At 39.1% G+C, this 22,788-nt stretch carries 24 protein-coding genes and 1 riboswitch; of the genes, 11 read left to right on the forward strand and 13 right to left on the reverse strand.

Annotated features, from left to right (window positions below; genetic code table 11):
- Nucleotides 1-88: 88 nt before the first annotated feature.
- Together guaB and guaA are read left to right on the forward strand one after the other, a co-directional pair.
- Nucleotides 89-1,555 carry an IMP dehydrogenase gene (gene guaB, locus P3L44_RS09260; protein ID WP_004253607.1) on the forward strand — a complete coding sequence of 489 codons (1,467 nt, stop codon included), beginning with the start codon at nucleotides 89-91 and terminating at the stop codon, nucleotides 1,553-1,555.
- Between the two features lie 85 nt (nucleotides 1,556-1,640).
- Nucleotides 1,641-3,218, forward strand: a complete 1,578-nt coding sequence (gene guaA / locus P3L44_RS09265; RefSeq protein WP_136135441.1) for a glutamine-hydrolyzing GMP synthase — start codon at nucleotides 1,641-1,643, stop codon at nucleotides 3,216-3,218.
- A gap of 123 nt (nucleotides 3,219-3,341) precedes the next feature.
- Here guaA and P3L44_RS09270 read toward each other — a convergent pair whose 3' ends face one another.
- Both P3L44_RS09270 and P3L44_RS09275 read right to left on the reverse strand, forming a co-directional pair.
- Nucleotides 3,342-3,824, reverse strand: coding sequence for a glutathione peroxidase (locus P3L44_RS09270; RefSeq protein ID WP_110591788.1), 483 nt, complete (start codon nucleotides 3,822-3,824; stop codon nucleotides 3,342-3,344).
- 653 nt (nucleotides 3,825-4,477) lie between these two features.
- Entirely contained in the window at nucleotides 4,478-5,572 is a 1,095-nt protein-coding gene (locus P3L44_RS09275; RefSeq protein WP_272661915.1) for a porin, read from the reverse strand.
- A gap of 398 nt (nucleotides 5,573-5,970) precedes the next feature.
- Here P3L44_RS09275 and alr point away from each other — a divergent pair, with 398 nt between their 5' ends.
- Nucleotides 5,971-7,200: an alanine racemase gene (gene alr / locus P3L44_RS09280; protein ID WP_272661916.1), complete on the forward strand. Its 1,230-nt coding sequence runs from the start codon at nucleotides 5,971-5,973 to the stop codon at nucleotides 7,198-7,200.
- Nucleotides 7,201-7,408: 208 nt separating this feature from the next.
- Complete coding sequence (locus P3L44_RS09285; protein WP_004253839.1) at nucleotides 7,409-8,146, forward strand: phosphatase; 738 nt, start codon at nucleotides 7,409-7,411, stop codon at nucleotides 8,144-8,146.
- A gap of 102 nt (nucleotides 8,147-8,248) precedes the next feature.
- On the opposite strand, the gene P3L44_RS09290 is transcribed toward P3L44_RS09285, so the two are convergent.
- Nucleotides 8,249-8,719, reverse strand: coding sequence for a GNAT family N-acetyltransferase (locus P3L44_RS09290; RefSeq protein WP_167732496.1), 471 nt, complete (start codon nucleotides 8,717-8,719; stop codon nucleotides 8,249-8,251).
- 133 nt (nucleotides 8,720-8,852) lie between these two features.
- Between P3L44_RS09290 and rlmA the strand changes: the two genes are divergently transcribed.
- The gene (gene rlmA / locus P3L44_RS09295; protein ID WP_272661917.1) at nucleotides 8,853-9,677 is read left to right on the forward strand and encodes a 23S rRNA (guanine(745)-N(1))-methyltransferase; all 825 of its coding nucleotides are present in this window, start codon (nucleotides 8,853-8,855) and stop codon (nucleotides 9,675-9,677) included.
- A gap of 32 nt (nucleotides 9,678-9,709) precedes the next feature.
- On the opposite strand, the gene mntP is transcribed toward rlmA, so the two are convergent.
- From mntP to pabB, 8 genes are all read right to left on the reverse strand, one after another.
- Nucleotides 9,710-10,291, reverse strand: a complete 582-nt coding sequence (mntP, locus tag P3L44_RS09300) for a manganese efflux pump MntP (protein WP_004911288.1) — start codon at nucleotides 10,289-10,291, stop codon at nucleotides 9,710-9,712.
- 47 nt (nucleotides 10,292-10,338) lie between these two features.
- A riboswitch (yybP-ykoY riboswitch) is annotated at nucleotides 10,339-10,482 on the reverse strand.
- Between the two features lie 151 nt (nucleotides 10,483-10,633).
- Nucleotides 10,634-11,092, reverse strand: coding sequence for a DUF986 family protein (locus P3L44_RS09305; RefSeq protein ID WP_004253844.1), 459 nt, complete (start codon nucleotides 11,090-11,092; stop codon nucleotides 10,634-10,636).
- A gap of 89 nt (nucleotides 11,093-11,181) precedes the next feature.
- Nucleotides 11,182-12,033 carry a PTS mannose transporter subunit IID gene (locus P3L44_RS09310; RefSeq protein ID WP_004253848.1) on the reverse strand — a complete coding sequence of 284 codons (852 nt, stop codon included), beginning with the start codon at nucleotides 12,031-12,033 and terminating at the stop codon, nucleotides 11,182-11,184.
- 12 nt (nucleotides 12,034-12,045) lie between these two features.
- Entirely contained in the window at nucleotides 12,046-12,849 is an 804-nt protein-coding gene (locus P3L44_RS09315) for a PTS mannose/fructose/sorbose transporter subunit IIC (protein WP_004253851.1), read from the reverse strand.
- Between the two features lie 81 nt (nucleotides 12,850-12,930).
- Nucleotides 12,931-13,899, reverse strand: a complete 969-nt coding sequence (gene manX, locus P3L44_RS09320) for a PTS mannose transporter subunit IIAB (RefSeq protein WP_206077558.1) — start codon at nucleotides 13,897-13,899, stop codon at nucleotides 12,931-12,933.
- Between the two features lie 681 nt (nucleotides 13,900-14,580).
- Nucleotides 14,581-15,945 (reverse strand): L-serine ammonia-lyase, encoded by a 1,365-nt coding sequence (locus P3L44_RS09325; protein ID WP_140172233.1) that lies wholly within the window; start codon nucleotides 15,943-15,945, stop codon nucleotides 14,581-14,583.
- Nucleotides 15,946-16,225: 280 nt separating this feature from the next.
- Nucleotides 16,226-16,786, reverse strand: coding sequence for a CoA pyrophosphatase (locus tag P3L44_RS09330; protein WP_140172232.1), 561 nt, complete (start codon nucleotides 16,784-16,786; stop codon nucleotides 16,226-16,228).
- Nucleotides 16,779-18,149, reverse strand: coding sequence for an aminodeoxychorismate synthase component 1 (gene pabB, locus P3L44_RS09335; protein ID WP_200129211.1), 1,371 nt, complete (start codon nucleotides 18,147-18,149; stop codon nucleotides 16,779-16,781). Before pabB ends, P3L44_RS09330 begins: the two co-directional genes overlap by 8 nt.
- Nucleotides 18,150-18,289: 140 nt before the next feature.
- Here pabB and P3L44_RS09340 point away from each other — a divergent pair, with 140 nt between their 5' ends.
- The gene (locus P3L44_RS09340) at nucleotides 18,290-18,469 is read left to right on the forward strand and encodes a YoaH family protein (protein WP_272661918.1); all 180 of its coding nucleotides are present in this window, start codon (nucleotides 18,290-18,292) and stop codon (nucleotides 18,467-18,469) included.
- A gap of 180 nt (nucleotides 18,470-18,649) precedes the next feature.
- Nucleotides 18,650-19,015 carry a protein YebF gene (gene yebF / locus P3L44_RS09345; RefSeq protein ID WP_140172229.1) on the forward strand — a complete coding sequence of 122 codons (366 nt, stop codon included), beginning with the start codon at nucleotides 18,650-18,652 and terminating at the stop codon, nucleotides 19,013-19,015.
- A 79-nt stretch (nucleotides 19,016-19,094) separates the two neighbouring features.
- Here the strand turns inward: yebF and P3L44_RS09350 are convergent, their stop codons facing one another.
- On the reverse strand, nucleotides 19,095-19,325 hold the full coding sequence (locus P3L44_RS09350; protein ID WP_004253885.1) for a DNA polymerase III subunit theta: 231 nt from the start codon (nucleotides 19,323-19,325) through the stop codon (nucleotides 19,095-19,097).
- Nucleotides 19,326-19,616: 291 nt separating this feature from the next.
- Here P3L44_RS09350 and ftnA point away from each other — a divergent pair, with 291 nt between their 5' ends.
- The 4 genes from ftnA to P3L44_RS09370 all read left to right on the forward strand — a co-directional run bounded on the left by ftnA (nucleotide 19,617) and on the right by P3L44_RS09370 (nucleotide 22,054).
- Complete coding sequence (ftnA, locus tag P3L44_RS09355; RefSeq protein ID WP_004253892.1) at nucleotides 19,617-20,120, forward strand: non-heme ferritin; 504 nt, start codon at nucleotides 19,617-19,619, stop codon at nucleotides 20,118-20,120.
- 237 nt (nucleotides 20,121-20,357) lie between these two features.
- Entirely contained in the window at nucleotides 20,358-20,744 is a 387-nt protein-coding gene (copC, locus tag P3L44_RS09360; RefSeq protein ID WP_004253895.1) for a copper homeostasis periplasmic binding protein CopC, read from the forward strand.
- 1 nt (nucleotide 20,745) lies between these two features.
- Nucleotides 20,746-21,642: a copper homeostasis membrane protein CopD gene (gene copD / locus P3L44_RS09365; protein ID WP_094960505.1), complete on the forward strand. Its 897-nt coding sequence runs from the start codon at nucleotides 20,746-20,748 to the stop codon at nucleotides 21,640-21,642.
- A 64-nt stretch (nucleotides 21,643-21,706) separates the two neighbouring features.
- Nucleotides 21,707-22,054, forward strand: a complete 348-nt coding sequence (locus tag P3L44_RS09370; RefSeq protein ID WP_004253900.1) for a YebY family protein — start codon at nucleotides 21,707-21,709, stop codon at nucleotides 22,052-22,054.
- Nucleotides 22,055-22,474: 420 nt separating this feature from the next.
- Here the strand turns inward: P3L44_RS09370 and P3L44_RS09375 are convergent, their stop codons facing one another.
- Nucleotides 22,475-22,708, reverse strand: a complete 234-nt coding sequence (locus tag P3L44_RS09375; RefSeq protein ID WP_004253902.1) for a DUF1480 family protein — start codon at nucleotides 22,706-22,708, stop codon at nucleotides 22,475-22,477.
- Between the last annotated feature and the right edge of the window lie 80 nt (nucleotides 22,709-22,788).

Genomic DNA, 22,788 nt, shown 5'->3' on the forward strand with positions numbered 1-22,788 from the left:
AAGTGCTGGAAGCAACCGTTTTCGGTGTGTATAATGCCGCGGCAATATTTTATACCTTTCCATAACGCTGCCTGGTGGGATATTGCCTATGTTACGCATTAAAAAAGAAGCACTTACTTTCGACGACGTTTTACTCGTTCCTGCACACTCAACCGTATTACCGAATACCGCAGATTTATCAACTCAACTGACTGCAAACATCCGCCTGAACATTCCTATGCTTTCTGCAGCCATGGATACTGTCACTGAATCTGATCTTGCTATTGCATTAGCACAAGAAGGTGGCATTGGTTTCATCCATAAAAACATGACTATTGAGCGCCAAGCGGAAGAAGTTCGCCGCGTGAAAAAGCATGAAAGTGGTGTCGTCACTGACCCTGTGACAGTAACGCCTGATACTACCATTCGTGAAGTGCAAGAAATGGCTGAGCGCAATGGTTTTGCAGGTTACCCAGTAGTTGCAAACGACAACTCATTAGTTGGTATTATTACGGGCCGCGATGTTCGTTTCGTGACGGATTTGGACCAGCCTGTTACTGCTGTGATGACGCCAAAAGAACGTTTAGTCACCGTGAAAGAAGGCGAAGCACGTGAAATTGTTTTACAAAAAATGCATGAAAAACGTGTAGAAAAAGCCTTAGTGATCGATGATAACTTTCATTTGTTAGGGATGATCACCGTTAAAGACTTCCAAAAAGCAGAACGTAAGCCAAACGCGTGTAAAGACGAGCAAGGCCGTTTGCGTGTTGGTGCTGCTGTTGGTGCTGGTGCAGGAAATGAAGAGCGTGTTGACGCGCTGGTGGCTGCTGGCGTTGACGTTTTATTAATTGACTCATCACATGGTCATTCAGAAGGTGTATTACAACGTATTCGTGAAACCCGCCAAAAATACCCTGACTTACAAATCATTGGCGGTAACGTAGCAACCGCGGAAGGGGCGAAAGCGCTGGCTGATGCAGGTGTTAGCGCCGTTAAAGTCGGTATTGGCCCTGGTTCAATTTGTACAACTCGTATCGTAACTGGTGTGGGTGTACCACAAATTACAGCTATTGCAGAAGCGGCAGAAGCCCTTGAAGGTACGGGTATTCCTGTTATCGCGGATGGGGGTATTCGCTTCTCAGGTGATATCTCTAAAGCTATCGCGGCAGGCGCAGCCTGTGTGATGGTCGGCTCAATGTTCGCAGGAACTGAAGAGTCTCCGGGAGAAACTATTTTATTCCAAGGCCGTACTTACAAAGCATACCGTGGTATGGGTTCACTGGGTGCGATGTCTAAAGGTTCGTCAGATCGTTACTTCCAATCTGATAATGCAGCAGACAAATTAGTGCCAGAAGGCATTGAAGGCCGCGTAGCATACAAAGGTCGCCTAAAAGAAATCATTCATCAACAAATGGGTGGCTTACGCTCCTGTATGGGCCTGACGGGCTGTGGTACTATTGATGCATTAAGAACAAAAGCAGAATTTGTTCGCATCAGTGGAGCCGGTATCCAAGAAAGCCACGTTCATGATGTTACTATCACGAAAGAATCTCCAAACTACCGTTTGGGGCAATAATCGATAAAGTTTCTCAGGGTGGCGCATTCATTTGATTGCGTCACCGATTCTTATTTTTGACTTGAATTTTTGGAATTCTCCTCAAATGACAACAAATATCCATAAACATCGCATTCTTATTCTTGATTTCGGCTCGCAATATACACAGCTGATCGCCCGTCGTATTCGTGAAATTGGCGTTTACTGTGAACTCTGGGCGTGGGACGTTACAGAAGAACAAATTCGAGGATTTAATCCAAACGGTATTATTCTTTCTGGCGGGCCAGAAAGTACGACTGAGTCAGATAGCCCACGAGCTCCTGATTACGTATTTAATGCAGGTGTTCCTGTATTAGGTATTTGTTATGGCATGCAAACCATGTCAATGCAGTTGGGTGGTGCAGTTGAAGTCTCTGGTGAACGTGAGTTCGGTTATGCCAATGTCGAAATCACTGAGCAATGTGAATTATTCCGTGATATTCATGACTCTCTGAACGAAGCTGGCAAACCAGTACTTGATGTCTGGATGAGCCATGGTGATAAAGTTACAGCTATCCCTGCTGATTTTAAAACTATCGCCAGCACGCCAAGCTGCCCATATGCCATCATGGCAAATGAAGAAAAGAAATTCTACGGTGTTCAATTCCACCCAGAAGTGACTCACACTCACCAAGGCCTAAATATTTTAACGCGTTTTGTGAAAGATATTTGCCAATGTGAAGCCCTGTGGACACCAGCGGCAATTATCGAAGACACAGTAGCGCGTTTAAAAGAGCAAATTGGTGATGACCATGTACTGCTCGCATTATCGGGTGGTGTTGATTCATCGGTTACGGCATTGCTATTAAACCGTGCAATTGGTAAACGTTTAACCTGTGTGTTCGTTGATAACGGTTTATTGCGTTTAAACGAAGCAGACCAAGTAATGGAAATGTTCGCAGGTAAATTTGACCTGAACATCATCCATGCAAAAGCTGAAGATCGCTTCTTAAATGCATTAGCTGGGATCAGCGATCCAGAAGCTAAACGTAAGAAAATTGGCCACGTATTTATCGAAGTATTTGATGAAGAGTCATCTAAGCTGCCTAATATTAAATGGTTGGCTCAAGGGACGATTTACCCAGACGTCATCGAATCAGCAGCATCAGCAACGGGCAAAGCGCACGTTATCAAGTCTCACCATAACGTAGGTGGTCTGCCGGATGACATGAAACTTGGTTTAGTTGAGCCATTAAAAGAATTGTTTAAAGATGAAGTCCGTAAAATTGGTCTCGAATTAGGCCTCCCGTACGATATGCTGTATCGCCACCCATTCCCAGGCCCAGGTTTAGGGGTTCGCGTGTTAGGTGAAGTGAAGAAAGAGTACTGTGACTTATTACGTCGTGCAGATGCTATCTTTATTGAAGAACTGCACAAAGCAGATTTATATCATAAAGTTAGCCAAGCATTTACCGTATTCTTACCTGTCCGCTCTGTTGGCGTCATGGGTGATGGTCGTAAATATGACTGGGTTGTTTCACTGCGTGCAGTTGAAACCATCGACTTTATGACCGCTCATTGGGCACATTTACCTTATGACTTCTTAGGCCGCGTTTCAAACCGCATCATTAATGAAGTCGATGGTATTTCCCGCGTCGTTTATGATATCAGCGGCAAACCGCCTGCGACTATTGAGTGGGAATAATCCCCCAATAAGAATTAGCTGGCACTGGCTGGCAAAATAACAACTTAAGCCCATGTAAAAATGGGCTTTTTTGTTTTTTAGTCTTTAATAGCATTCGATTTAATTGAGCAAATTAGTGAACACTTAAATTTGAAGTGCCGAAAGGATTATTGCTTCCATTTTTTCAGGGGTAGTGAATGGTGCGAAGCGTTTGAGCGGTTTACCGTCACGCCCGACCAAGAATTTAGTAAAGTTCCACTTGATCCGCCCACCCATTAGACCTGGTAGCTCGTTTTTCAGGTAACGGAATATCGGGTGAGCAGAGCTCCCATTAACGTCGACTTTTTCGAATATTGGAAAGCTCACTTCGTAGTTAATAAAGCAGGTCTGCGCGATTTCCTCAGCGCTACCGGGTTCTTGTTTGCCAAACTGATTACAGGGGAAACCAAGCACCACAAAGCCCTGAGGAGCATATTTCTTGTAGAGTGATTCTAAGCCGTTGTATTGTGGTGTAAAACCACAATGACTGGCGGTATTAACGACGAGAACCACCTTATCAGCGTAGTCTTTCATAGAGATAAGTTGCCCGCCGAGACTTGTCGCTGCTAATTGATGAAAGGGGGCCATAGTAGGATCCTTAGAATAGAGCTAATCGACATAAGCCAATATAGCCGCTGATTGTGTGGTAGGTCTGAAGTCTTTTACCTGGCTATCTTGGCAAATTTTAAAGGTAAAAACAACATACTGGCTGTTCTCCCATTGATTGAAATATTAGATATTAGCCCTTTGCTTTAATCCCGCTATAAATATTCGCTGGCTAAATAATGGTATCAGCCCGTGTCAAAGTGGAGGGAGCTTATGGCATCAACAGCCTCTTATGTTCCTTTGCAACCAACTCAGTCCCATCTTTTGGGCAGTGAAATGCGGCAAAACAGCCATGCTAATACCCGCTTGGATCGCGCTAAATTGTGCTGACATCGTACTAGTAGTGAGCCTGCAAGCCCTTCAGTTTTTTACTGGTGCCTTTTTTTATTAGTACCAAATACGTTAGAAAAAATAGGTATACCATTATAGGAATTTATTTAGGAAAAGGGGCCTCTATGTATGGGGTTAGATACTTTTGTATCTTACAACTGCTTTATCGAGGGTAAAGCAACAGAGCTTCCCGTTCCTAGGGAATAGGTCATGAAGATGATGAGAGATATTTTTATTGTCAAAGCTTACCCGTAAAAAAGCGCCTGTAATTTACAGACGCTTTTGCTTTTCACTCAATTCTAAAATTAGAACTGATACACTAACCCTAAACCAAGTACGTTATCGGTATTCACTTTGTAGTGGTCAGTAAAATCATTATCGTTTAACAAGTTGATTTTATAGTCGATGACAGCACTTAGGTTTTTATTAAAGTCATAAGCTGAGCCGATGGCGATATAATTTACTAATTCTTTATCTCCAAAGCTGCCTAAGTTTTTACCTTTGGAATAGTTATAGCCAATTGATGGGGTTAAACCGAAGTCAAAAGAATATAGGGCAACCACTTCCAAGTTCTGAGTTTTATTTGCTACTGACTCCATATTATCATTACCAAAACGGCTCATATTAAGCGTTTGGCCATACATGACTGCGAAATAGAGATCTTCGTATTCAAATTTTCCCCCTACGTTCCAAGCTTCAGCGCGTTTACCAGTCGCACTGCTAGTTGTGGCATCTTTTTGCTTTGGTGTACGGGAAGATGAGGAGTAACCACCACCGAGGGAAATACCATAACCTAATTCATAAGCTGTAGATAAACCAAAACCATCGCCGTTATCGGTTAATTCATCACCGGATGACAGGTTTTGTTCGCCATTTTTCCCCTGATATTGTAATGCAAAGCTTAAACCATCAATGTAACCAAAGGCATTATTATTGCGATAAGTGAGTAAATTACGGTTACGGCTTAGCATGTAGTTATCTTCTTGATCCATCGCATCCGCTCCCCAGAGAGGTAATACGTCTGTCCAAGCATTGGTATCATAAATAACACCATAATTGCGGCCATAATCAAGGGAGCCGTAATCTGCAAATTTTAAGCCTGCATAAGCTAAACGATTACTATTTTCTTCAGTTGATTCTGATTGGTTAGTTTTAGTTTCCCATTCAAAACGTCCAAAACCAATGAGTTGGTCGGTGATTTGTGTGTCACCTTTTAGCCCCAGTCTGACACGTGAGTCATCACCATCTTCGCCACTACGGCTTTTGGCAATATGATGGCGAACATCGATTTGCCCATACACATCAAGCTTATTACCATCTTTATTGTACATTTCAGCGGAGTTAGCAACATTAGCAGTAAGTAGTGTTGGAATAATGAGTGCGAGTAATTTGTACTTCATAACATAGCCTTATGGATTAAGTGATATTTAGCAATAGTTCCTAATTGATAGTTATTATCATTTAGGCATTTTAATTCGCCAAATAAAAAATGTAACAAAATTAAATATTAGTGAAACAATACAGCTAACTTATTAAATAATAAAAATAATTTAATTTATGGTGATTTCAACCAAATGTTTTATTTTTAGAAAATCAAAATCAAAATCAAAATCAAAATCAATGTGATGAAAGAGTTATGTTTATGTATAAGTGATTTTTTATGCATAAATCGTGAATTATTACTTGTCTGAAATGCTAAGGTTGGTATTATTTAAAACCTATACAAATTTTGTCTATATCAACCCAGAACCCTAAAAATAATATCTTGGTAGAAATCACTAGATATAAGGAATAATAAGTGGCTTTACGTTTGAAATATCTGGCATTACTCCCTTTATTAGTTGCTGCGACAGCTTGTCAGCAACCAAATAATATCAAAACACCAGTAGAAACTTATGCGACACAAAACCAACCTGCGATGGTTAATAACGCATGGATTGAAATATCACGTGGTGCATTAGATTTTAATATCAAAAAAGTACAAAACTTGCTGGGGGATAAGTCTTCTCTGTGCGCTGTTTTGAAAGGGGATGCCTATGGACATGACCTTTCTTTAGTTACGCCAATAATGATTGAAAATAATGTGCAATGTATTGGGGTAACAAATAACCAAGAGCTTAAAACCGTGAGAGACTTAGGTTTTAAAGGCCGCTTAATGCGAGTGAGAAGTGCGACAGAACAAGAAATGGCTCAGGCTACACAATATGAGACAGAAGAGTTAATTGGTAATTTAGCAATGGCGCAGCGCTTGAATGCGATTGCGAAAAAACAAAATAAAGTGATCCCTATCCATCTTGCGCTAAACTCGGCAGGGATGTCCCGTAATGGGCTAGACGTCAGTAGTGCATCTGGCTTAGATGAAGCAAAACAGATCGCGGAGTTATCGCAATTAAAAATCGTGGGCATTATGTCTCATTATCCAGAAGAGGATGAAGCTCAGATCCGTAAAGACCTTGCGAAATTCAAGAAAGAGTCTCAACAAGTCTTGAATGTGACAGGGTTAAAACGTGAAGACATTACATTACATGTCGCGAATACTTATGCAACCATTACCGTACCAGAATCATGGTTGGATATGGTACGTGTAGGTGGTATTTTCTACGGTGATACCATTGCGACAAATGACTATAAACGCGTGATGACGCTGAAATCGAACATTGCCTCTGTCAATCATTATCCGAAAGGTAATACAGTGGGTTATGATAGAACCTATACCTTGAAGCGTGATTCTGTATTAGCCAATATCCCTGTAGGTTATGCAGATGGCTATCGCCGTGTATTTAGCAATGCGGGACATGCATTAATTAATGGCCAGACAGTTCCTGTTTTAGGAAAAACATCAATGAATACGGTCATGGTTGATGTTACTGATTTAAAATACGTTAGCCCGGGAGATGAAGTTGTATTTTTTGGCAAACAAGGTCATGCTGAAATTACGGCCGAAGAGGTTGAAGACATCAGCGGTGCATTATTTACCGAAATGTCAATTTTGTGGGGTGCAACCAATAAACGTATCTTAGTTGATTAGGTTAATTTTTAATTCCGTATATTTTAACCCGCAATAATCGCGGGTTTTTTTATCCTAAATGTCTCTTCGGATTTTATCCAATATGTCGATAAAATGCGGTTTAGGGGAATGACTATCGAAACTTATAAGCTGATATGTTAGGTTGGTAGAGTCTTTTTTGAGCGGATTGACTCAGAAGGAAAATAAAAGAATTAGAAGGATATCATTTATGTATCAAGTTGATTTACATGCGCATACCATTGCCAGCACCCATGCATATAGCACTGTTAATGAATATTTTGCTGAAGCCGCAAGTCGAGGTGTGAAACTCTTTGCGATTACCGACCACGGCCCTGAAATGCAAGATGCTCCACATGAATGGCACTTTGGTAATATGCCTATCTTACCGAGAATTGTTGATGGCGTTGGTTTATTGTACGGTATTGAAGCGAATATAAAAAACAAGTTGGGTGAGACAGACTGCAATGAAAAGATTGCTCGTCATTTGGATATTATTTTAGCTGGTTTCCATGAACCGGTTCTTGAACCCCAAAGTTTAGCTGATAATACAGAAGCTATGATTGCCACGATCCGTAGCGGTAAAGTGCAAATAATTACCCATCCGGGAAATCCCAAATATCCCATTGATATTAAAGCGGTAGCACAAGCTGCGAAAGATTGTAATGTGGCTTTGGAAATGAATAACTCCTCATTCTTGCATTCAAGAGCGGGTAGTCAAAAGAATTGTTTAGAAATAGCAAAGGCCGTTAAAGAAACTGGCGGGTGGGTAGCATTAGGTTCGGACTCGCATTTTGCTGGGTATCTCGGCCGTTTTGACCGCGTAGTTGAAATGTTGGAATCAATTGATTTTCCGCAATCACAAATTTTAAATGTTACTCCACGCCGTGTATTGGATTTTTTAGAGTCCCATGGGCGTAAGCCTATCCCTGAATTTGCTGATTTTTAATAGTTATTCAGTTATTTAACATTGCGTTCTTAAAGACAGTCAATATTAGGTATAATAAAGCCACAAAAGGTTAGTGGCTTTTAATTCAAGTTATATTGAAAGTTATAATTCAATTTCCATTTGAACACAATTTAACTCAACTTGAGCAAGAGAAGAGTAGTAGCTAGCATGCTTAATCGAAGTAAATCCATGTTTCTGATAAAAGCGTTCCGCATTCGGTGATGAATCTAATACCAATTTTTTAATATTTCGCTTTTTGGCTTCAGCTTTAATAGCATCTAATATTAAGCCCGCAGCTCCGCAGCCAGTGTACTGTGGTAAAGTAAATATGGCATCAACACTGTTAGCCTCTAGATTAAGATAGCCAGTTGCAACGGGTTCATCATTTTTATTTACCGCGACAAAGAATGGGTTATTCCTCACAATACGTATATAACTTACTGGCATTTCATCAGGTGTCCAGGCACTGATCGTTTTTGCATCAAAACTCGTTGTACAACCATGGCGAATGGCTTGGTTGCGTATAAACCAAAGATATTCAGCTTCATCGGGAGTTGCTAACCTAATTTTCATCATGATACACCTGCTAATGTTTTTTTATTTCTTTCATAGAACAAAAAGTACAGTTAAAAAGCAATATATATAACAGAAAGAAAACTAATTTGAATATGGTATACTCACCCTTATTTTTAAATCAGTGACTTTTATGAATTATCAATGCCCCCTCTGCTTTACACCACTTAACTTTATGCATAACAGCTATCGCTGCGCAGAAAATCACCAGTTCGATTGTGCGAAAGAGGGTTACGTTAATTTGTTGCCCGTACAACATAAACGGTCTAAAGACCCCGGTGATAATGCTGAAATGATGCAAGCACGTAGACAATTTCTTGATGCAGGACATTACCACCCGATGCGTGAAAAGGTGGCAGAAAAAATTATTCAGTTTATTCCATCATCTAATACTAGTTTGTTAGACATTGGTTGTGGGGAAGGGTATTACACAGACTATTTCTCTCGGGAACTTGCAAAACATTTTGAAAAATATACGGTTCTGGGCTTAGATGTTTCGAAGGTGGCGGTTCGCTATGCGGCGAAACGGTATAAATCCGTTTGTTTTTGCGTCGGTACAAGCCATCGCTTGCCATTCTCAAATAACAGCTTAGGTGGAGTTGTCCGAATTTACGCACCCTGCAAAGCACAAGAATTAAGCCGTGTATTAGTTTCTAAAGGTATGTTAATTACTGTTACGCCTGCGGCAGAGCATCTGCAAGAATTAAAAGCGTTAATTTACGATGAGGTTAAGTTACATCCAACTAAAGATGAAGATTTACCAAATTTTTCGCTAATAGATAGTTGCCAATTAAATTATAAAATGGCACTGACAGGGCAAGAAGCTTATGAATTGTTGATGATGACCCCATTTGCTTGGCGTGCATCAGAACAGGTCAAAGAGAATCTGCAACAAACTGAAGTGAAAGAATATACGGCTGATTTTTTAATTCGCGTTTATCAATCTGATGCAGAGTAAGGTTATTGCCCCCATATAAGGGGGCACAAAAACTAATGGGCATACATAAATAATTCGAGGTGCTCAAATAAAATATTAAAACCAATACCTATTAGAACCAACCCACCGATAATTTCTGCTTTTTTTCCGAGTAATGGGCCAACATAGCGGCCAATCATCATACCAATAGTTGCCATAATCATTGTCATTAAGCCGATAGTCATTGCAGTATGAACGATATCCACTTGCAAGAAAGCTAAACCTAGACCGATAGCCATTGCATCAAGGCTGGTGGCTATCGCAGAAAAGATAAGGCTTGTTGAGCTATGACTAGAAGGTTTAGAACAGCATTCTTCATCTTTTGTTTTAATACTCTGCCAGATCATTCTAGCACCTAAAACAAACAATAAACCAAATGCAATCCAATGATCCCAACGGATAACATATTGGCTAGCTAGGATCCCGATACCCCAACCAATAATCGGTGTAATGGCTTCAATAAAACCAAAAATAAAACCAGTACGGAGAATTTCTCTAAAGCGGGGTTTATGAAGTACGGCGCCTTTACAAATAGCAACAGCGAAGGCGTCCATTGATAGGGCAAGGGCTAAGATAAGGGTAGCATAGAAACTCATAATAGAACCTCGGTTGGGTGATTCCATATACACATAAATTACCCCCAACCAAAAGGCTTATTTATGTGTCTATGGTCTTGCCAACCGAATTTTGGTGTCCGCACCACGTTTGAAACCAAACGAGTATGTTGATACGGACTTTCTGGTCTTATATATGAAACCAGAACAGGCTACTCCCCAATGACGTGGAAAGAAAGATACCATATTTTATATTAAAGGCAACACTTAATTAATTGTGGATATTAAATGTTATTGAGAATTATTATCAATAAGGATATTAACAAAAACAAGGTTAATTAAATTTATAATTAACCTTGTTTTTAGTGATAATATAAAACTTATTTACTTATGATTAATAAGGAATTCATAAATTCTTTGTAAATCATCAAGGTGTGAAACTTGGATGTTAATTTTCTTTTTTTCCAAACCTATTATTAACACACCGTCTTCGGATAAGTTCATTGTTTTTATTCTGTCATATAATATAAATGCATTGGCAAAATAAAAACCATTCTGTTTAAAGAATAGCTTAGGCGTTCTTATAAACGCCAAATAGATTGACATAAAAATAGTAATCAATAATAAGTAAGTGGTTAATAAATTACCATGGCGTACAATATTTGTATAAATAACGATACAAATTAGAACAATAAAAATAATAGCATCGGCCCGATGTTTTCGTTTTAGATTAATTTTTAATAATGTTTTACCCTTTAGTAAATGCTGAATGAATTCATCATAAATCGCATAAACAAGCATGATCAAAATGATTATAGCAAGAATGGCATCATTGAAGGTCATTTGTGAACCCTTGGATAAGTGAACATAATGCAGAGCTTAAAATTAAAAAAGGGAGGCTGCAACCTCCCAATTCAAATAATGGTGGAAAATTATGGTGCTAAGAAGTTTAACCAAGCACCAAGGATACCCAAACCAAAGAAGCCGATAATAATCCACAATGCGTTAACTTTACGACGTAACAGCCACATACAGGCGAAGGTTAGCAATAGAGGTACTAAACCTGGCATGAGTTGATCAAGGATCATTTGGACGGTGGTAATATCTTCAGCACCTGTTGTTGGGTTTTTGATCCGCGACACTTCAAGTGGAATATTGACATGTGTCCATTTATTGACCAAGGCCCCCATAACAAATAAACCGAGAATTGATGCTCCTTCAGTTAGTTTTTGTAGGAAACCGCCACCAATGTCTTGAACAATATCAATTCCTTTTTTGTAGCCATATGAAACACCATAATAAAGGGTTAACAAACGGACAAGATTAAACAAAACAAAAAACAGAAGAGGGCCAAGTAAGCTACCCGTCATTGCGATACCTGCACCGAGAGCCGCAAATACTGGGCGAACAGTTCCCCAGAAAATTGGGTCACCAACACCGGCTAATGGCCCCATTAGACCGACTTTGATACCATTTATTGCACCGTCATCAATGTCTGCACCATTGGCACGTTGCTCTTCCATTGCCATTGTGACACCCAGAACAGGCGCTGCAACATACGGATGTGTATTAAAGAATTCAAGATGGCGCTTAATGGCTTGTTTTCTATCATCATTATTTTCAGGATAAAGACGACGAATAACGGGAACCATTGAATAGCAGAAGCCTAGGGCTTGCATACGTTCAAAGTTCCAAGAACCTTGCAATAGGTTAGACCGTAAGAATACGCCGCGAATATCGCTTTGTGTAAGCTTTTTAGCCGTTGGCTTAGTGATATCTACCATTATACGTTCCTCCTAGTCTAGCTCATTATCAAGGTTGTTATTGCTACTATTTCCTTGGGTAACAACAGTTTGCGATTTATTGTATTTTGGACTGAGTTGGATATATAAAATAGCCATAACAGTACCGATAACCCCAAGAGCAACCAGGTTGAAGTCAGTAAATGCCGCGGTAACAAAGCCTAAGTAGAAGAACGGCATTAAGTAGCCTGCACGCATCATATTGATAACCATCGCATAACCGACAACAACAATCATACCACCAGCAATATTCAGGCCGTCAGTAACAACTTGCGGGATAGAATCCAACATTTGTTGTACTTCTGATGTACCAACAGAAATGGCGACAATTAACGCAGGTATTGCGATACGCATGGCTTGCAGTAATAAAGCTGAGATATGGATAAAGCCAATTGCAGTTAGATTACCATTGAGGGCGGCTTTATCAGCAGCATGTTGGAATGCAACCGTTACAGTACGAACAATAATGGTTAATACTTGTCCCGCTGCTGCGAGTGGGATGGCGATGGCAATACCTGCACCAATGCTTTGACCACCAGCAATAACGAGAATCGTTGAAATGATAGAAGCTAAAGCGGCATCAGGTGCAACGGCAGCACCGATATTCATCCACCCAAGTGCGATCATTTCTAATGTACCGCCGATGATGATACCCGTTTTCATATCTCCCAAAACAATACCTATAAGCGTACAGGCAATGAGAGGACGGTGAAATTGGAATTCATCAAGGATTGATCCCATCCCCGCGATACACGCGACGATGAAGACCATTACTATTTGAACAACGGTAAGTTCCATTGTTTAATCTCCTGTAACCAAAAGTTTTAAAATCTGTTTTGAGTAATGGATTAAAATTAATATAAAAAATGGCTATAAAAATTATTTTTTGAGCTTATTAATCAAGTCCATCATATAAACTTTGCTATCTGATGAGACTTTCCTAACTTCAAGTTCAATCTTTTTGTCGTTCAAATAATTAAATGCATCAATGTCTTCTTGGTTGATAGAAACGGCATTTGTGACCATTGTTTTGCCATCATGGTATGCCATTCCACCAATATTAACGGACTTGACGTCAACACCTTCTTCGACGATACGTTTAACATCAGTTGGATTAGTGAAAAGCAACATAACGCGCTCACCAGCGTATTTCGGGTTATTGTAAACGCGAATACATTTAGCAACATCGACAACATGTGCAGTGACACCTGGTGGTGCGACTTGTTTTAACAATGTAGAGCGAACTTGGTCTTTTGCTACGTCATCACTGACCACAATAATGCGCTTAACTTGGGTTTCTTTCGTCCAGCGTGTTGCGACTTGCCCGTGAATTAATCTGTCATCAATACGAGCAAGTGCGATTACCATATGTTCACCGGGGCCGGCTTTCACTAGTGCAGGGGCAGGAGTACTCGAGACTACAGGAGCAGGTTCAGCTTCAGCTTCAACTTCTTTGAATTTAAATGAACGAACACCACCACGACCCGTTTCTAGGGCGACAGTGATAAGTTCATTCATTGATGGGTTATCGTCACGGCACATGAATGTTTCAACTAACATTGGAACATTTACACCCGTGATAATGTCATAATTATCATGTTCATTAACAATGCGACTAGCTGCGTTAAATGGACTGCCTCCCCATGTATCAACAAGGAATAAGACACCCTTTGATGTATCTAAATCAGTTAGCTTTTGGGTGTACTTATCAAATAGGGTATCTGCGTTTTCCCCAGGGATAAAATCAATAAACGACACATTATCTTGTTCGCCTATTAACATTTCGGTTGTTCGAAGAAGCTGCTCTGCAGCGACTCCGTGTGTACCAATCATAATAGCTATACTCACTATTTTTCCCTCATAGATAGATAAAACAAAACATTATCTGTCGATAAAATGGACACTTAAGTTAGACTCCTTTTTATCAGTTTCCCCTGTATGATAATTTTAGCTGAATAATTACAAACGTCTTATAATAGCCATAAACTCATTTATGGCACTGTTAGTATCAATTACATTATTAGCATATCATCTTGCATTATCCTAAAAACTTGTTTCGCGTCAGAAAAATAAGAATACACCTAAAAATTGATATCTAATTGCATTTTTCTGCTATTTGTTTTAATTAAATAAAATTAATAATCTGATTATTTTGTTTTTGCTGGTTCCTTTTTGTGTTATCGGTAACAAAAAAAGTAAATAAAATAGTGCCATATTGATTTTTAGAGTGAAAAGTAATCAATTTTTAGTGGAAATTAGTTATCTCTTGTTCAGCACAAAACAATCTTTAGCACAAAATAGTATGAATTTCGTTTTGATGTGATGTGTTGAGTATAAGAAAACTGAGTTAATTCAATGAAAAAATTATGGGTAATTGATTAGGTGAATTGGAGCGTTTAGGAAGAGAAAGGTGACTAAAAAATAAAGAAAACTTTTTAATGCAGATTAAAAAAGCACCCTCAAAATACTGTTCAAAGACATAACAGTATAGGAAAGGGTGCTTAAGGCTTAAATTAATTGAGAATAAAATTAATCACATTGTACTTTAATGGCTAGCCCGCCTCGGGATGTCTCACGATATTTCGCATTCATGTCTTTCCCAGTTTCATACATAGTTTCAATGACTTTATCGAGAGAAACACGAGGTTCGCTTGTTCTGCGCAGTGCCATACGTGTGGCATTAACCGCTTTAACGGATGCGATGGCATTACGCTCAATACACGGAACTTGAACTTGGCCTGCGACAGGATCACAAGTTAAACCTAAATTGTGTTCCATACCGATTTCTGCAGCAATACACACTTGCTCAGGGCTGCCACCAAATAATTCTGCCAGACCCGCTGCGGCCATAGAACATGCCACACCGACTTCACCTTGACAGCCTACTTCAGCACCTGAAATGGACGCATTCATTTTGTATAATATACCAATAGCGCCTGAAGCTAAGAAATAACGCATATATAGCTCTGGCGTTACAGGTTCAATGCAATGATTATAATAAGCTAATACCGCAGGTACGATGCCGCAGGCACCATTAGTTGGGGCAGTTACGACACGGCCGCCAGCTGCATTTTCCTCATTCACGGCTAAGGCATACATATTGATCAGATCAACCACATTCATCGGGTCATTAGATAACTTGCTTGATGAAGTGACCATTCGATTAAGTGCCGGCGCACGACGGGGAACACGCAATGGGCCTGGTAAAACACCTTCGGTGTTTAAACCACGTTCAATACAGGCCTGCATCGTCTGCCATACATCAGCGAAATAGGCTTCAATCTCTTCTTTAGTGTGAAGATCTAACTCATTTTTCATCATTAAGCTAGAAATAGAGAGGCCTGATTTTTTACAATTGAGTAATAGCTCTTCCGCGGAATTAAACGGATAAGAAACTGGTTTGCTATCAAGAGTAGATTCGCCAAAATGCTCTGCATCGACAATGAAACCACCACCAATGGAATAATAAGTTTTGGTGTAAATTTCTTCATTATCTGCAAAAGCATGAATTGTCATGCCATTTTCATGCAATGGCAGGTTGTCTTGACGAAAATTCATGCCACCTTCATTAGGGAAGTCAACGACCTGAAGACCATTCGCTAATGATAACTTTTCTGTTTCTTCTACATTTTTGATAAAAGTTGGGATGGATTCAATGTCGACAGTGGCAGGTAAATTACCTGCTAGCCCCATAATAATGGCGATATCAGTATGGTGCCCTTTTCCAGTAAGCGATAATGACCCATAAACATCCACAGAAATACGAGTGACGTTAGGTAATAAATTTTTGCTTACTAAATCATCGACAAATTCTTTCCCAGCTTTCATTGGACCAACGGTATGAGAGCTTGAAGGGCCTATGCCCACTTTAAACATGTCGAAAACGCTTATCACGCAGGACTCCTTAAAAAAAATATGAAAATGTAGTGCATTATTTTAAAAGGCGCTACTTTACTGTTATTTAGTAGTGTTAACCAGTAAGTTTAAAGTATTTTTTGAAATAAGGTAGTTGCTGAAGGGTAATTGATTGTAAATAGCACAAAATGTCTGTGATATGGCTAAAAAAGCAACAGGCAGTAGAGGTATATTTTGTCATATATGACGTCATATCTTGTTATCTTAAATAGATTTTACTGCGATACTGGCATCGTATGGTGAAAAGTTGTGTTAAGCGTTAATCCAATTGCAAAGCAAGTTGGTGAATAATAGAGGCGGTTAGTCCCCACACTAAATGGCCATTATACCAATAAAAAAAGATGCGATTATGTCGCCCTGAACGCTTAATATCGACATACTTATGACGCTGTAATGAAAGCGCATCAAATAAGGGAACTTCAAAGATAGCAGCGACTTCACTCGGGTTGGCTTGGTATTGAATGTTATTTGGCACCAAGCCAACGATTGGCGTAACTTCATAGCCACCGTAACTTTGTAAGGGGCTTAATTGGCCCAATACCGTGACTTTTTCCGGGGGGATGGCCACTTCTTCATAAGCTTCACGCAGTGCGGTATTCACAAGCGTACCATCCTCTGGGTCACTTGCCCCTCCTGGAAATGCGACCTGACCTGCATGGGAGCGTAAAAAAGGAGAGCGTTGTGTGAGAAGTAATGTCGGATTGGGTTTATTGATAATGGGCAAAAGAACGGCTGCCGATTTACCCGCCTTAGGTCCAGACTGGCGGGTAGCCGGCAAAGTAAACTGAAAACGATTGATAAAGTTATTCAGTTCAGTCATCGTTATTGAGCGCTCCTAATAAAGGTAAAATCAGGCTTAATTTATCAAAGGTTTCTTGGTACTCTTTGTCTGCTTGGCTATCTGCAACGATACCACCGCCAGCCCAACAATAAACCTGCTTTTTATATGTCAGTAAAGTACGAATAGTAATATTGCTGTCCATATTACCATTGAAACTAATATAGCCGATTGCTCCACAATAGCCATGACGGCGATGGGGCTCTAATTCTTCAATAATCTCCATTGCACGGACTTTAGGTGCGCCGGTTATTGAACCCCCAGGAAAACACGCTCGTAATAAATCAGTTGCACGGTATTGGCTATCTAACTTTGCCGTGACGGTACTAACCAGATGATGTACTGCCGGGAAAGCTTCAACAGCAAATAATTCAGGAACACTGACCGTGCCCGGTTTGGCAACACGACCAATATCATTGCGTAGCAAGTCAACAATCATCAAGTTTTCTGCGCGGTCTTTGACTGAATTAGCCAGTTTTTCAGCTTGTGCAAGGTCATCTTGTTCATTGTCTAAGCGCGGAAGAGTTCCTTTTATTGGGCGGGTTTGAATATCCCCATCTTGCAGAAAGATAAAACGTTCCGGTGAAATACTGATAACCGCATTTTCGGGAAGACGTATAAAAGAAGAGAAGGGAGCTCCATTGCGCTCAAGTAGCGCTAAAAACGCATTCCATTCATCTCCTTTATACCTAGCTTTAAATCTTTGTGCTAAATTAATTTGATAACAATCACCATTACGTAAATATTCATGGATGCGCGCAATATTATGATGATATGTCTCTTCAGACATATTAGATTGCCATGCCGAGGTTAATTGGAATTTGTTTTTACGGCCCTTTTTTTGACTATGTAGCCAAGCTAACCGAGCATCAACATCATCATAACTAATTAATGTAGTTGTTTTATTATGGTGATCAACGATAAGTGCCCACAAGTAGATGCCAACCGCCATGTCTGGAAATTGGAGTTCTGTAGTTGCAATTTCAGGTAATTTTTCAATGCGCCGGCCTAAATCATAGCTCCAAAGGCCAAGGGCACCGCCGTTGAAGGGACATTCGGTCTCTTCCTGGTATTTCGGTTGGTATTTATCAAGCAACCCTTGAAGAAGTTCAAAAGGATCTGATTCAGAAACGATAGGGGCCTGATTTTGCTCTGAGATGGTTGTTTCAAGCTGATAAGTCGTTAGTGTAGCAATAGGGTCAGCAACGATAATATCAAAGCGATTATGTGAGTGTTTTGCATTACCTGAATGCAGTAACATCGCCCATGGCTGGTGTGCCAGTGGAGTAAAATAATTAATGGCTGTGTTTGGGCTATAAGGTAATTGGATTTTTTTGATAACCATTTTTTTTGATAACCATAATGATGAGTCTAAATTTCCGCAAGTGAATCAATACAGATTAACATATATTCTTATCTTAATAGACGAAGAGATGTTAAAATCTTAATCATTGATTTTAGTCTTTTATACATGAGGTTTAAACCATGTTTTCTGGTATGCCAGCACTTAATCACCAAGAACAGCAAGAAGCAGTTGAAAAAATTCATCAATTGATGACGGAAGGGATGAGTAGTGGTGAGGCTATTGCATTAGTCGCTCAAGAAATTAGAGAAAAGCACCAAGGTAAAGAGCAGATCCATGTTTGTTTTGATGATGAAAATTAATAATTTGTAAACATACTATTAACATTCATACATAAATCTGATAGATTAATATTAGTTAAGTCATTCTATTTATCAATGAAGACTAGATAATAACCAGAAGATAACGGGTATCTGATAGGCTGAAATAAGCCGCTAAACTAATCAAAAGTCTTTACCTATTAATAGGTATCGGAGGATGGTATGGAAGCGAATCAAAAAATTGCTGTGGTTTTAGGTGCTTGTGCGCTGGTTTTTAGCTCTTTTGCGTTAAGCGCAAATAGTGAAGAAGGTAAAGCTGCACCTTTCGTCAGTTGTGGCACGTTAACTGAGCCACAAATTGCAGCACAAGTGAAAAGCGATTTTATGAATAATCGTTTACCTCGCTGGACAGATGAAAAAGCGGCTTTAGGCAAGAAAGCGGTTGCATGGGTCAATGATAGTGAAGTCACTAAAACCGAAACAGGCTACAGGGTACCGTTAGTTGTTCGTGGTGCAAAATCTGATTTACATTATTCAGTCGCGGTAGACTGCCAAAATAATACAGTGACATATAATACGGCGAAATAAATTTTTTAATCTTCAGAATCAAGGGGTAACCATTAAGGTTATCCCTTTTTTGTATCATTTCTTTTGTGTCTTCGTGAGACTAGCGATTTCGTGGTTCATAAGGCATACGTGCAAAGTTTTGCGACAGTTGTCGGTAGTAGACTAATCGCTCCCTGAAATACTCCCTTAAGTGCTCGGGTTGTTCTCGCTCAACAGCTTCAGCAATGATGGCAATGTTATAGCGTTCTTTAAATGCAACACCGGAAGCTAAAAGGTCGACATTGACCTTATCCATTTCATCTTTAGGCAATAAAGCAAGATTATGGCTCATATTTGATCTCTACTGTTAAATTCATACGCCATTATTGTAACTGGATAATGAGAAAAAATCTCAATACCTTAATTGGAATAATGAAAAACAATAGTTAAATTTCTCTATTTATATATTAGTAATTAAGGGAAAAAACAGGGAAAGATAATGAGATTGATTATTATTGTTTTTAACAAAAGTTATTAATTATCAGTAAATTGGATTTTTTTGTTTTAAGATTGTTTTAGGGTTTTAATTGTTTTAATACTGTGCATAATATACTCATGAATAATTAATCGATAAGGCATAAATATGTTAACTACAGATATGGTCAAAAAATTAAACGAACAATTAAACCTTGAATTTTATTCTGCAAATCTTTATTTGCAAATGAGCGCTTGGTGTAGTGACAAAGGCTATGAAGGTGCTGCAGCGTTCTTAAAAGCACACTCACAAGAAGAAATGGAACATATGCAGCGTTTATTTGATTACCTTAGTGACACTGGGGCATTACCCCTGTTAGGGCAAATTGCAGCGCCACCAGTTGATTTCAAATCAATTAGCGATGTATTTCATCAAACTTATGAACATGAGCAATTAATTACTCGTGAAATTAATAAATTGGCTCATTTAGCAATGACAACACAAGATTATTCTACATTTAATTTCTTACAATGGTATGTTGCAGAGCAACACGAAGAAGAGAAATTATTTAAATCAGTACTGGATAAACTGGATATGGTGGGTGAGTCTGGTAAGGCACTATTCTTGTTAGATAAAGATTTGAAAAACATGTCAGCGGCAACACATGTTTAATCTACACGCCAGTAAGTAAATAGAAATATCGTTTTATCTCCATGTAATACATAAAGACCTCTCTAGGCTTATGGGCATGAATCCTGCAATTCAATGTTCATAAGTCTTTTTCTTTTCATTTTGTGTGAAAACTCACAGGATAGGCCGATAAAACCCATTTTTAAGCGGTAAAATGGTTTGTTTTCCGTATAATGATTGGTAATTATTCTAAATTCACCTGTAAATTAAGAGGTTACTATGCCAATTAACCCTATTAAATCTTCATGGCGCAAACTTAGCGCAGTCGCAGTTCTTTTTTTAGGTATGTCGTTCCAACAGGCATTTGCACATGCGCACTTAAAAGACCAACTTCCTGCTGAAGGTACGGCAGTAGAACAAGCCCCTGAGTCTATCTCATTAAGCTTTTCTGAAGGCATTGAAGTTAATTTCACTAAGGTCAGTATTATCGGTCCTGAAAATAAAATAGTGAAAACCGGTAAAGCAACGTTAGACCCAAGTAACGATACAAAAGTGATTGTCCCTGTGGAAGACAAGCTCGCTGCTGGGAAATATGACGTTAATTGGAGCGTCGTTTCTGTCGATGGACACAAAACAAAAGGAACGTATAGCTTTACAGTGAAATAATATGTCACTAGAAGCTTTTTATACCCTTATTCGCTTTATTCATTTTATCGCTGCAATATTGATGTGTGGAATGTCAATATTTGCAGTGGTACTTAGTCGTGAGCCATTTAATTATTTGCTCAGCCGCTATTTGAATAAAGGTATTTTCTTCTGTGCCATCGTTACCGTGTTAACAACTTTTGGTTGGATGCTTGCACAAGCAGGCCTGATGGGAGATGGTTGGCAAGATAGTATCGATTTGGATATATGGCAAGGGGTTTTAGGGACGTCATTCGGTCAAGTATGGCGTTGGGAACTTTTGTCATCTGTATTATTGTTATTGGTTTTATTTGTAAAACCAATCCAATTGCGATTGAAACTCATATTGGTTTTTTCAGTGATCCTACTTGGTTTGCATGCTTTTATTGGGCACGCGGCTATGCATGATGGCTTACTCGGAACCCTCCACCGCATCAATCAATTCATTCATCTTATTAGTTCAGCCTATTGGTTTGGCGGTTTGTGGCCATTTTTAATTTGCATTCAATTTTTACGCAATAAAAAAGAAATGGTCGAAGGGATGGATAAACACATTGTGAATACCATGATGCGTTTTTCGCGTTATGGTCACATCGCTGTTGCACTGGTTATTATTACTGGAGTCATTAGTGCAATAACGCTCTTACCTGGCTGGCCATTAAACTATTCAGGGTCAGAATACCAATCACTACTTTGGTTTAAGATCATTTTAGTGGGGGGAATGCTTCTATTGGCTATTATCAATCGCTATTACATCGTACCGATTATTAAACAAAAAGGGCGGGTCAACACCCTAATTATTAACAGTTGGGTTGAGTTACTGTTAGGGACTATGGCTATCCTTTCGGTGGCGATTTTTGCAAGCTACCAGCCAATCTAGCTAAACTTTTATATTTAATTGATAATAACGCGAAGATATCTTTAATGTTTGATAAGGCACTACCATGAAATTTAAACTCATTATTTGCACACTGTTATTGGCTGGTACCGTAAGTACTGCTTTTTCTGCACCGTTAACATCCGTGAGTAAGAAACAATTTGGAGATGATTGGCCATTTACTCGTGAGGAGGTCATGTTAGAGTGCCGTCATAATGGGGCTTTGGTCGTTATTAACCCTGCGACATTAATGCAATATCCATTAAATGATATTGCAACTGAATTGATGAATAAAAAAGAAATTAAAGCACAGCCTATTGATGTGCTGCTTAAGCCTATCGATAGCACCAAGACAGTTGTGGAAAGAATATTACCTATAAAAGAAGCCGCTGAAAAGTTGTGTGTTAGCAACTAAGCTGATAGCAAAGTAAAACCATTAGAGCATAAAGGAAGTGGTGAATTAATAAATTATCATTGTTATTCAATTAGTTGATTAATTGAAAGGTTTGAATGATTAGGCGAATAGGTTTAACCTATTAAACAAATAGTTCAATATTATAAAATCAAGAAATAAATTGTGTTAATAATATGTAAAAATATTGATAATAAACATGGTAAGAACGTGCATTGAAAGCTAGTATTAGAGTGTACTTTGTTACGTCTCAATGGCAATTTTAGCGCACGGCTCTGCCAGAGCCATTTCCCAAGGCCCGGTAATCGGAATCTACCAGGCCTCTTTTTTGCCTATTATTTTGTTCGTTCTCATTTCATATCAGCTTACTAGTTCCTACTCATTATATGCTTAGTCACTCACCTAAGCATAGTAACAAAACGATTAAGCCAGTTTCATCACCCAATGGTGATTTTCTTTGTCATAACGATCACGATAGAGCAGGACTGGCTTTTCATCTAAAGTTGCAGGGATACTTGTATGCTCGTCCCAGCCATCAAGCTGCATGCAAAAATCGGTATCAGAATCACATGGAATACTCACTGTGTCGCTTTTATGGGAAGCCATAACGGCATCATTAATTTCATAGGAAGATATTTTCAATTTTACAATACACATAACTGCACCTCATTCATTGATTTTAACTATGTATAAACAGCCCAATGAAATTAAGCATAGTATAAATGGAATTAATTTCC

It is taken from the genome of Providencia sp. PROV175 (genome assembly GCF_032707045.1).
In the GTDB taxonomy this organism is placed as follows: domain Bacteria; phylum Pseudomonadota; class Gammaproteobacteria; order Enterobacterales; family Enterobacteriaceae; genus Providencia; species Providencia hangzhouensis.

Bases quoted from the DNA above. Each gene is read 5' to 3' on its own strand.
- P3L44_RS09375 (WP_004253902.1), bottom strand. From the start codon at position 22,708: ATGTGTATTGTAAAATTGAAAATATCTTCCTATGAAATTAATGATGCC.
- rlmA (WP_272661917.1), top strand. From the start codon at position 8,853: ATGAATTATCAATGCCCCCTCTGCTTTACACCACTTAACTTTATGCAT.
- guaB (WP_004253607.1), top strand. From the start codon at position 89: ATGTTACGCATTAAAAAAGAAGCACTTACTTTCGACGACGTTTTACTC.
- ftnA (WP_004253892.1), top strand. From the start codon at position 19,617: ATGTTAACTACAGATATGGTCAAAAAATTAAACGAACAATTAAACCTT.
- P3L44_RS09290 (WP_167732496.1), bottom strand. From the start codon at position 8,719: ATGAAAATTAGGTTAGCAACTCCCGATGAAGCTGAATATCTTTGGTTT.
- P3L44_RS09305 (WP_004253844.1), bottom strand. From the start codon at position 11,092: ATGACCTTCAATGATGCCATTCTTGCTATAATCATTTTGATCATGCTT.
- P3L44_RS09285 (WP_004253839.1), top strand. From the start codon at position 7,409: ATGTATCAAGTTGATTTACATGCGCATACCATTGCCAGCACCCATGCA.
- P3L44_RS09310 (WP_004253848.1), bottom strand. From the start codon at position 12,033: ATGGTAGATATCACTAAGCCAACGGCTAAAAAGCTTACACAAAGCGAT.
- P3L44_RS09330 (WP_140172232.1), bottom strand. From the start codon at position 16,786: ATGACTGAACTGAATAACTTTATCAATCGTTTTCAGTTTACTTTGCCG.
- P3L44_RS09340 (WP_272661918.1), top strand. From the start codon at position 18,290: ATGTTTTCTGGTATGCCAGCACTTAATCACCAAGAACAGCAAGAAGCA.
- P3L44_RS09270 (WP_110591788.1), bottom strand. From the start codon at position 3,824: ATGGCCCCCTTTCATCAATTAGCAGCGACAAGTCTCGGCGGGCAACTT.
- P3L44_RS09315 (WP_004253851.1), bottom strand. From the start codon at position 12,849: ATGGAACTTACCGTTGTTCAAATAGTAATGGTCTTCATCGTCGCGTGT.
- mntP (WP_004911288.1), bottom strand. From the start codon at position 10,291: ATGAGTTTCTATGCTACCCTTATCTTAGCCCTTGCCCTATCAATGGAC.
- copC (WP_004253895.1), top strand. From the start codon at position 20,358: ATGCCAATTAACCCTATTAAATCTTCATGGCGCAAACTTAGCGCAGTC.
- copD (WP_094960505.1), top strand. From the start codon at position 20,746: ATGTCACTAGAAGCTTTTTATACCCTTATTCGCTTTATTCATTTTATC.
- pabB (WP_200129211.1), bottom strand. From the start codon at position 18,149: ATGGTTATCAAAAAAATCCAATTACCTTATAGCCCAAACACAGCCATT.
- yebF (WP_140172229.1), top strand. From the start codon at position 18,650: ATGGAAGCGAATCAAAAAATTGCTGTGGTTTTAGGTGCTTGTGCGCTG.
- P3L44_RS09370 (WP_004253900.1), top strand. From the start codon at position 21,707: ATGAAATTTAAACTCATTATTTGCACACTGTTATTGGCTGGTACCGTA.
- P3L44_RS09275 (WP_272661915.1), bottom strand. From the start codon at position 5,572: ATGAAGTACAAATTACTCGCACTCATTATTCCAACACTACTTACTGCT.
- P3L44_RS09350 (WP_004253885.1), bottom strand. From the start codon at position 19,325: ATGAGCCATAATCTTGCTTTATTGCCTAAAGATGAAATGGATAAGGTC.
- guaA (WP_136135441.1), top strand. From the start codon at position 1,641: ATGACAACAAATATCCATAAACATCGCATTCTTATTCTTGATTTCGGC.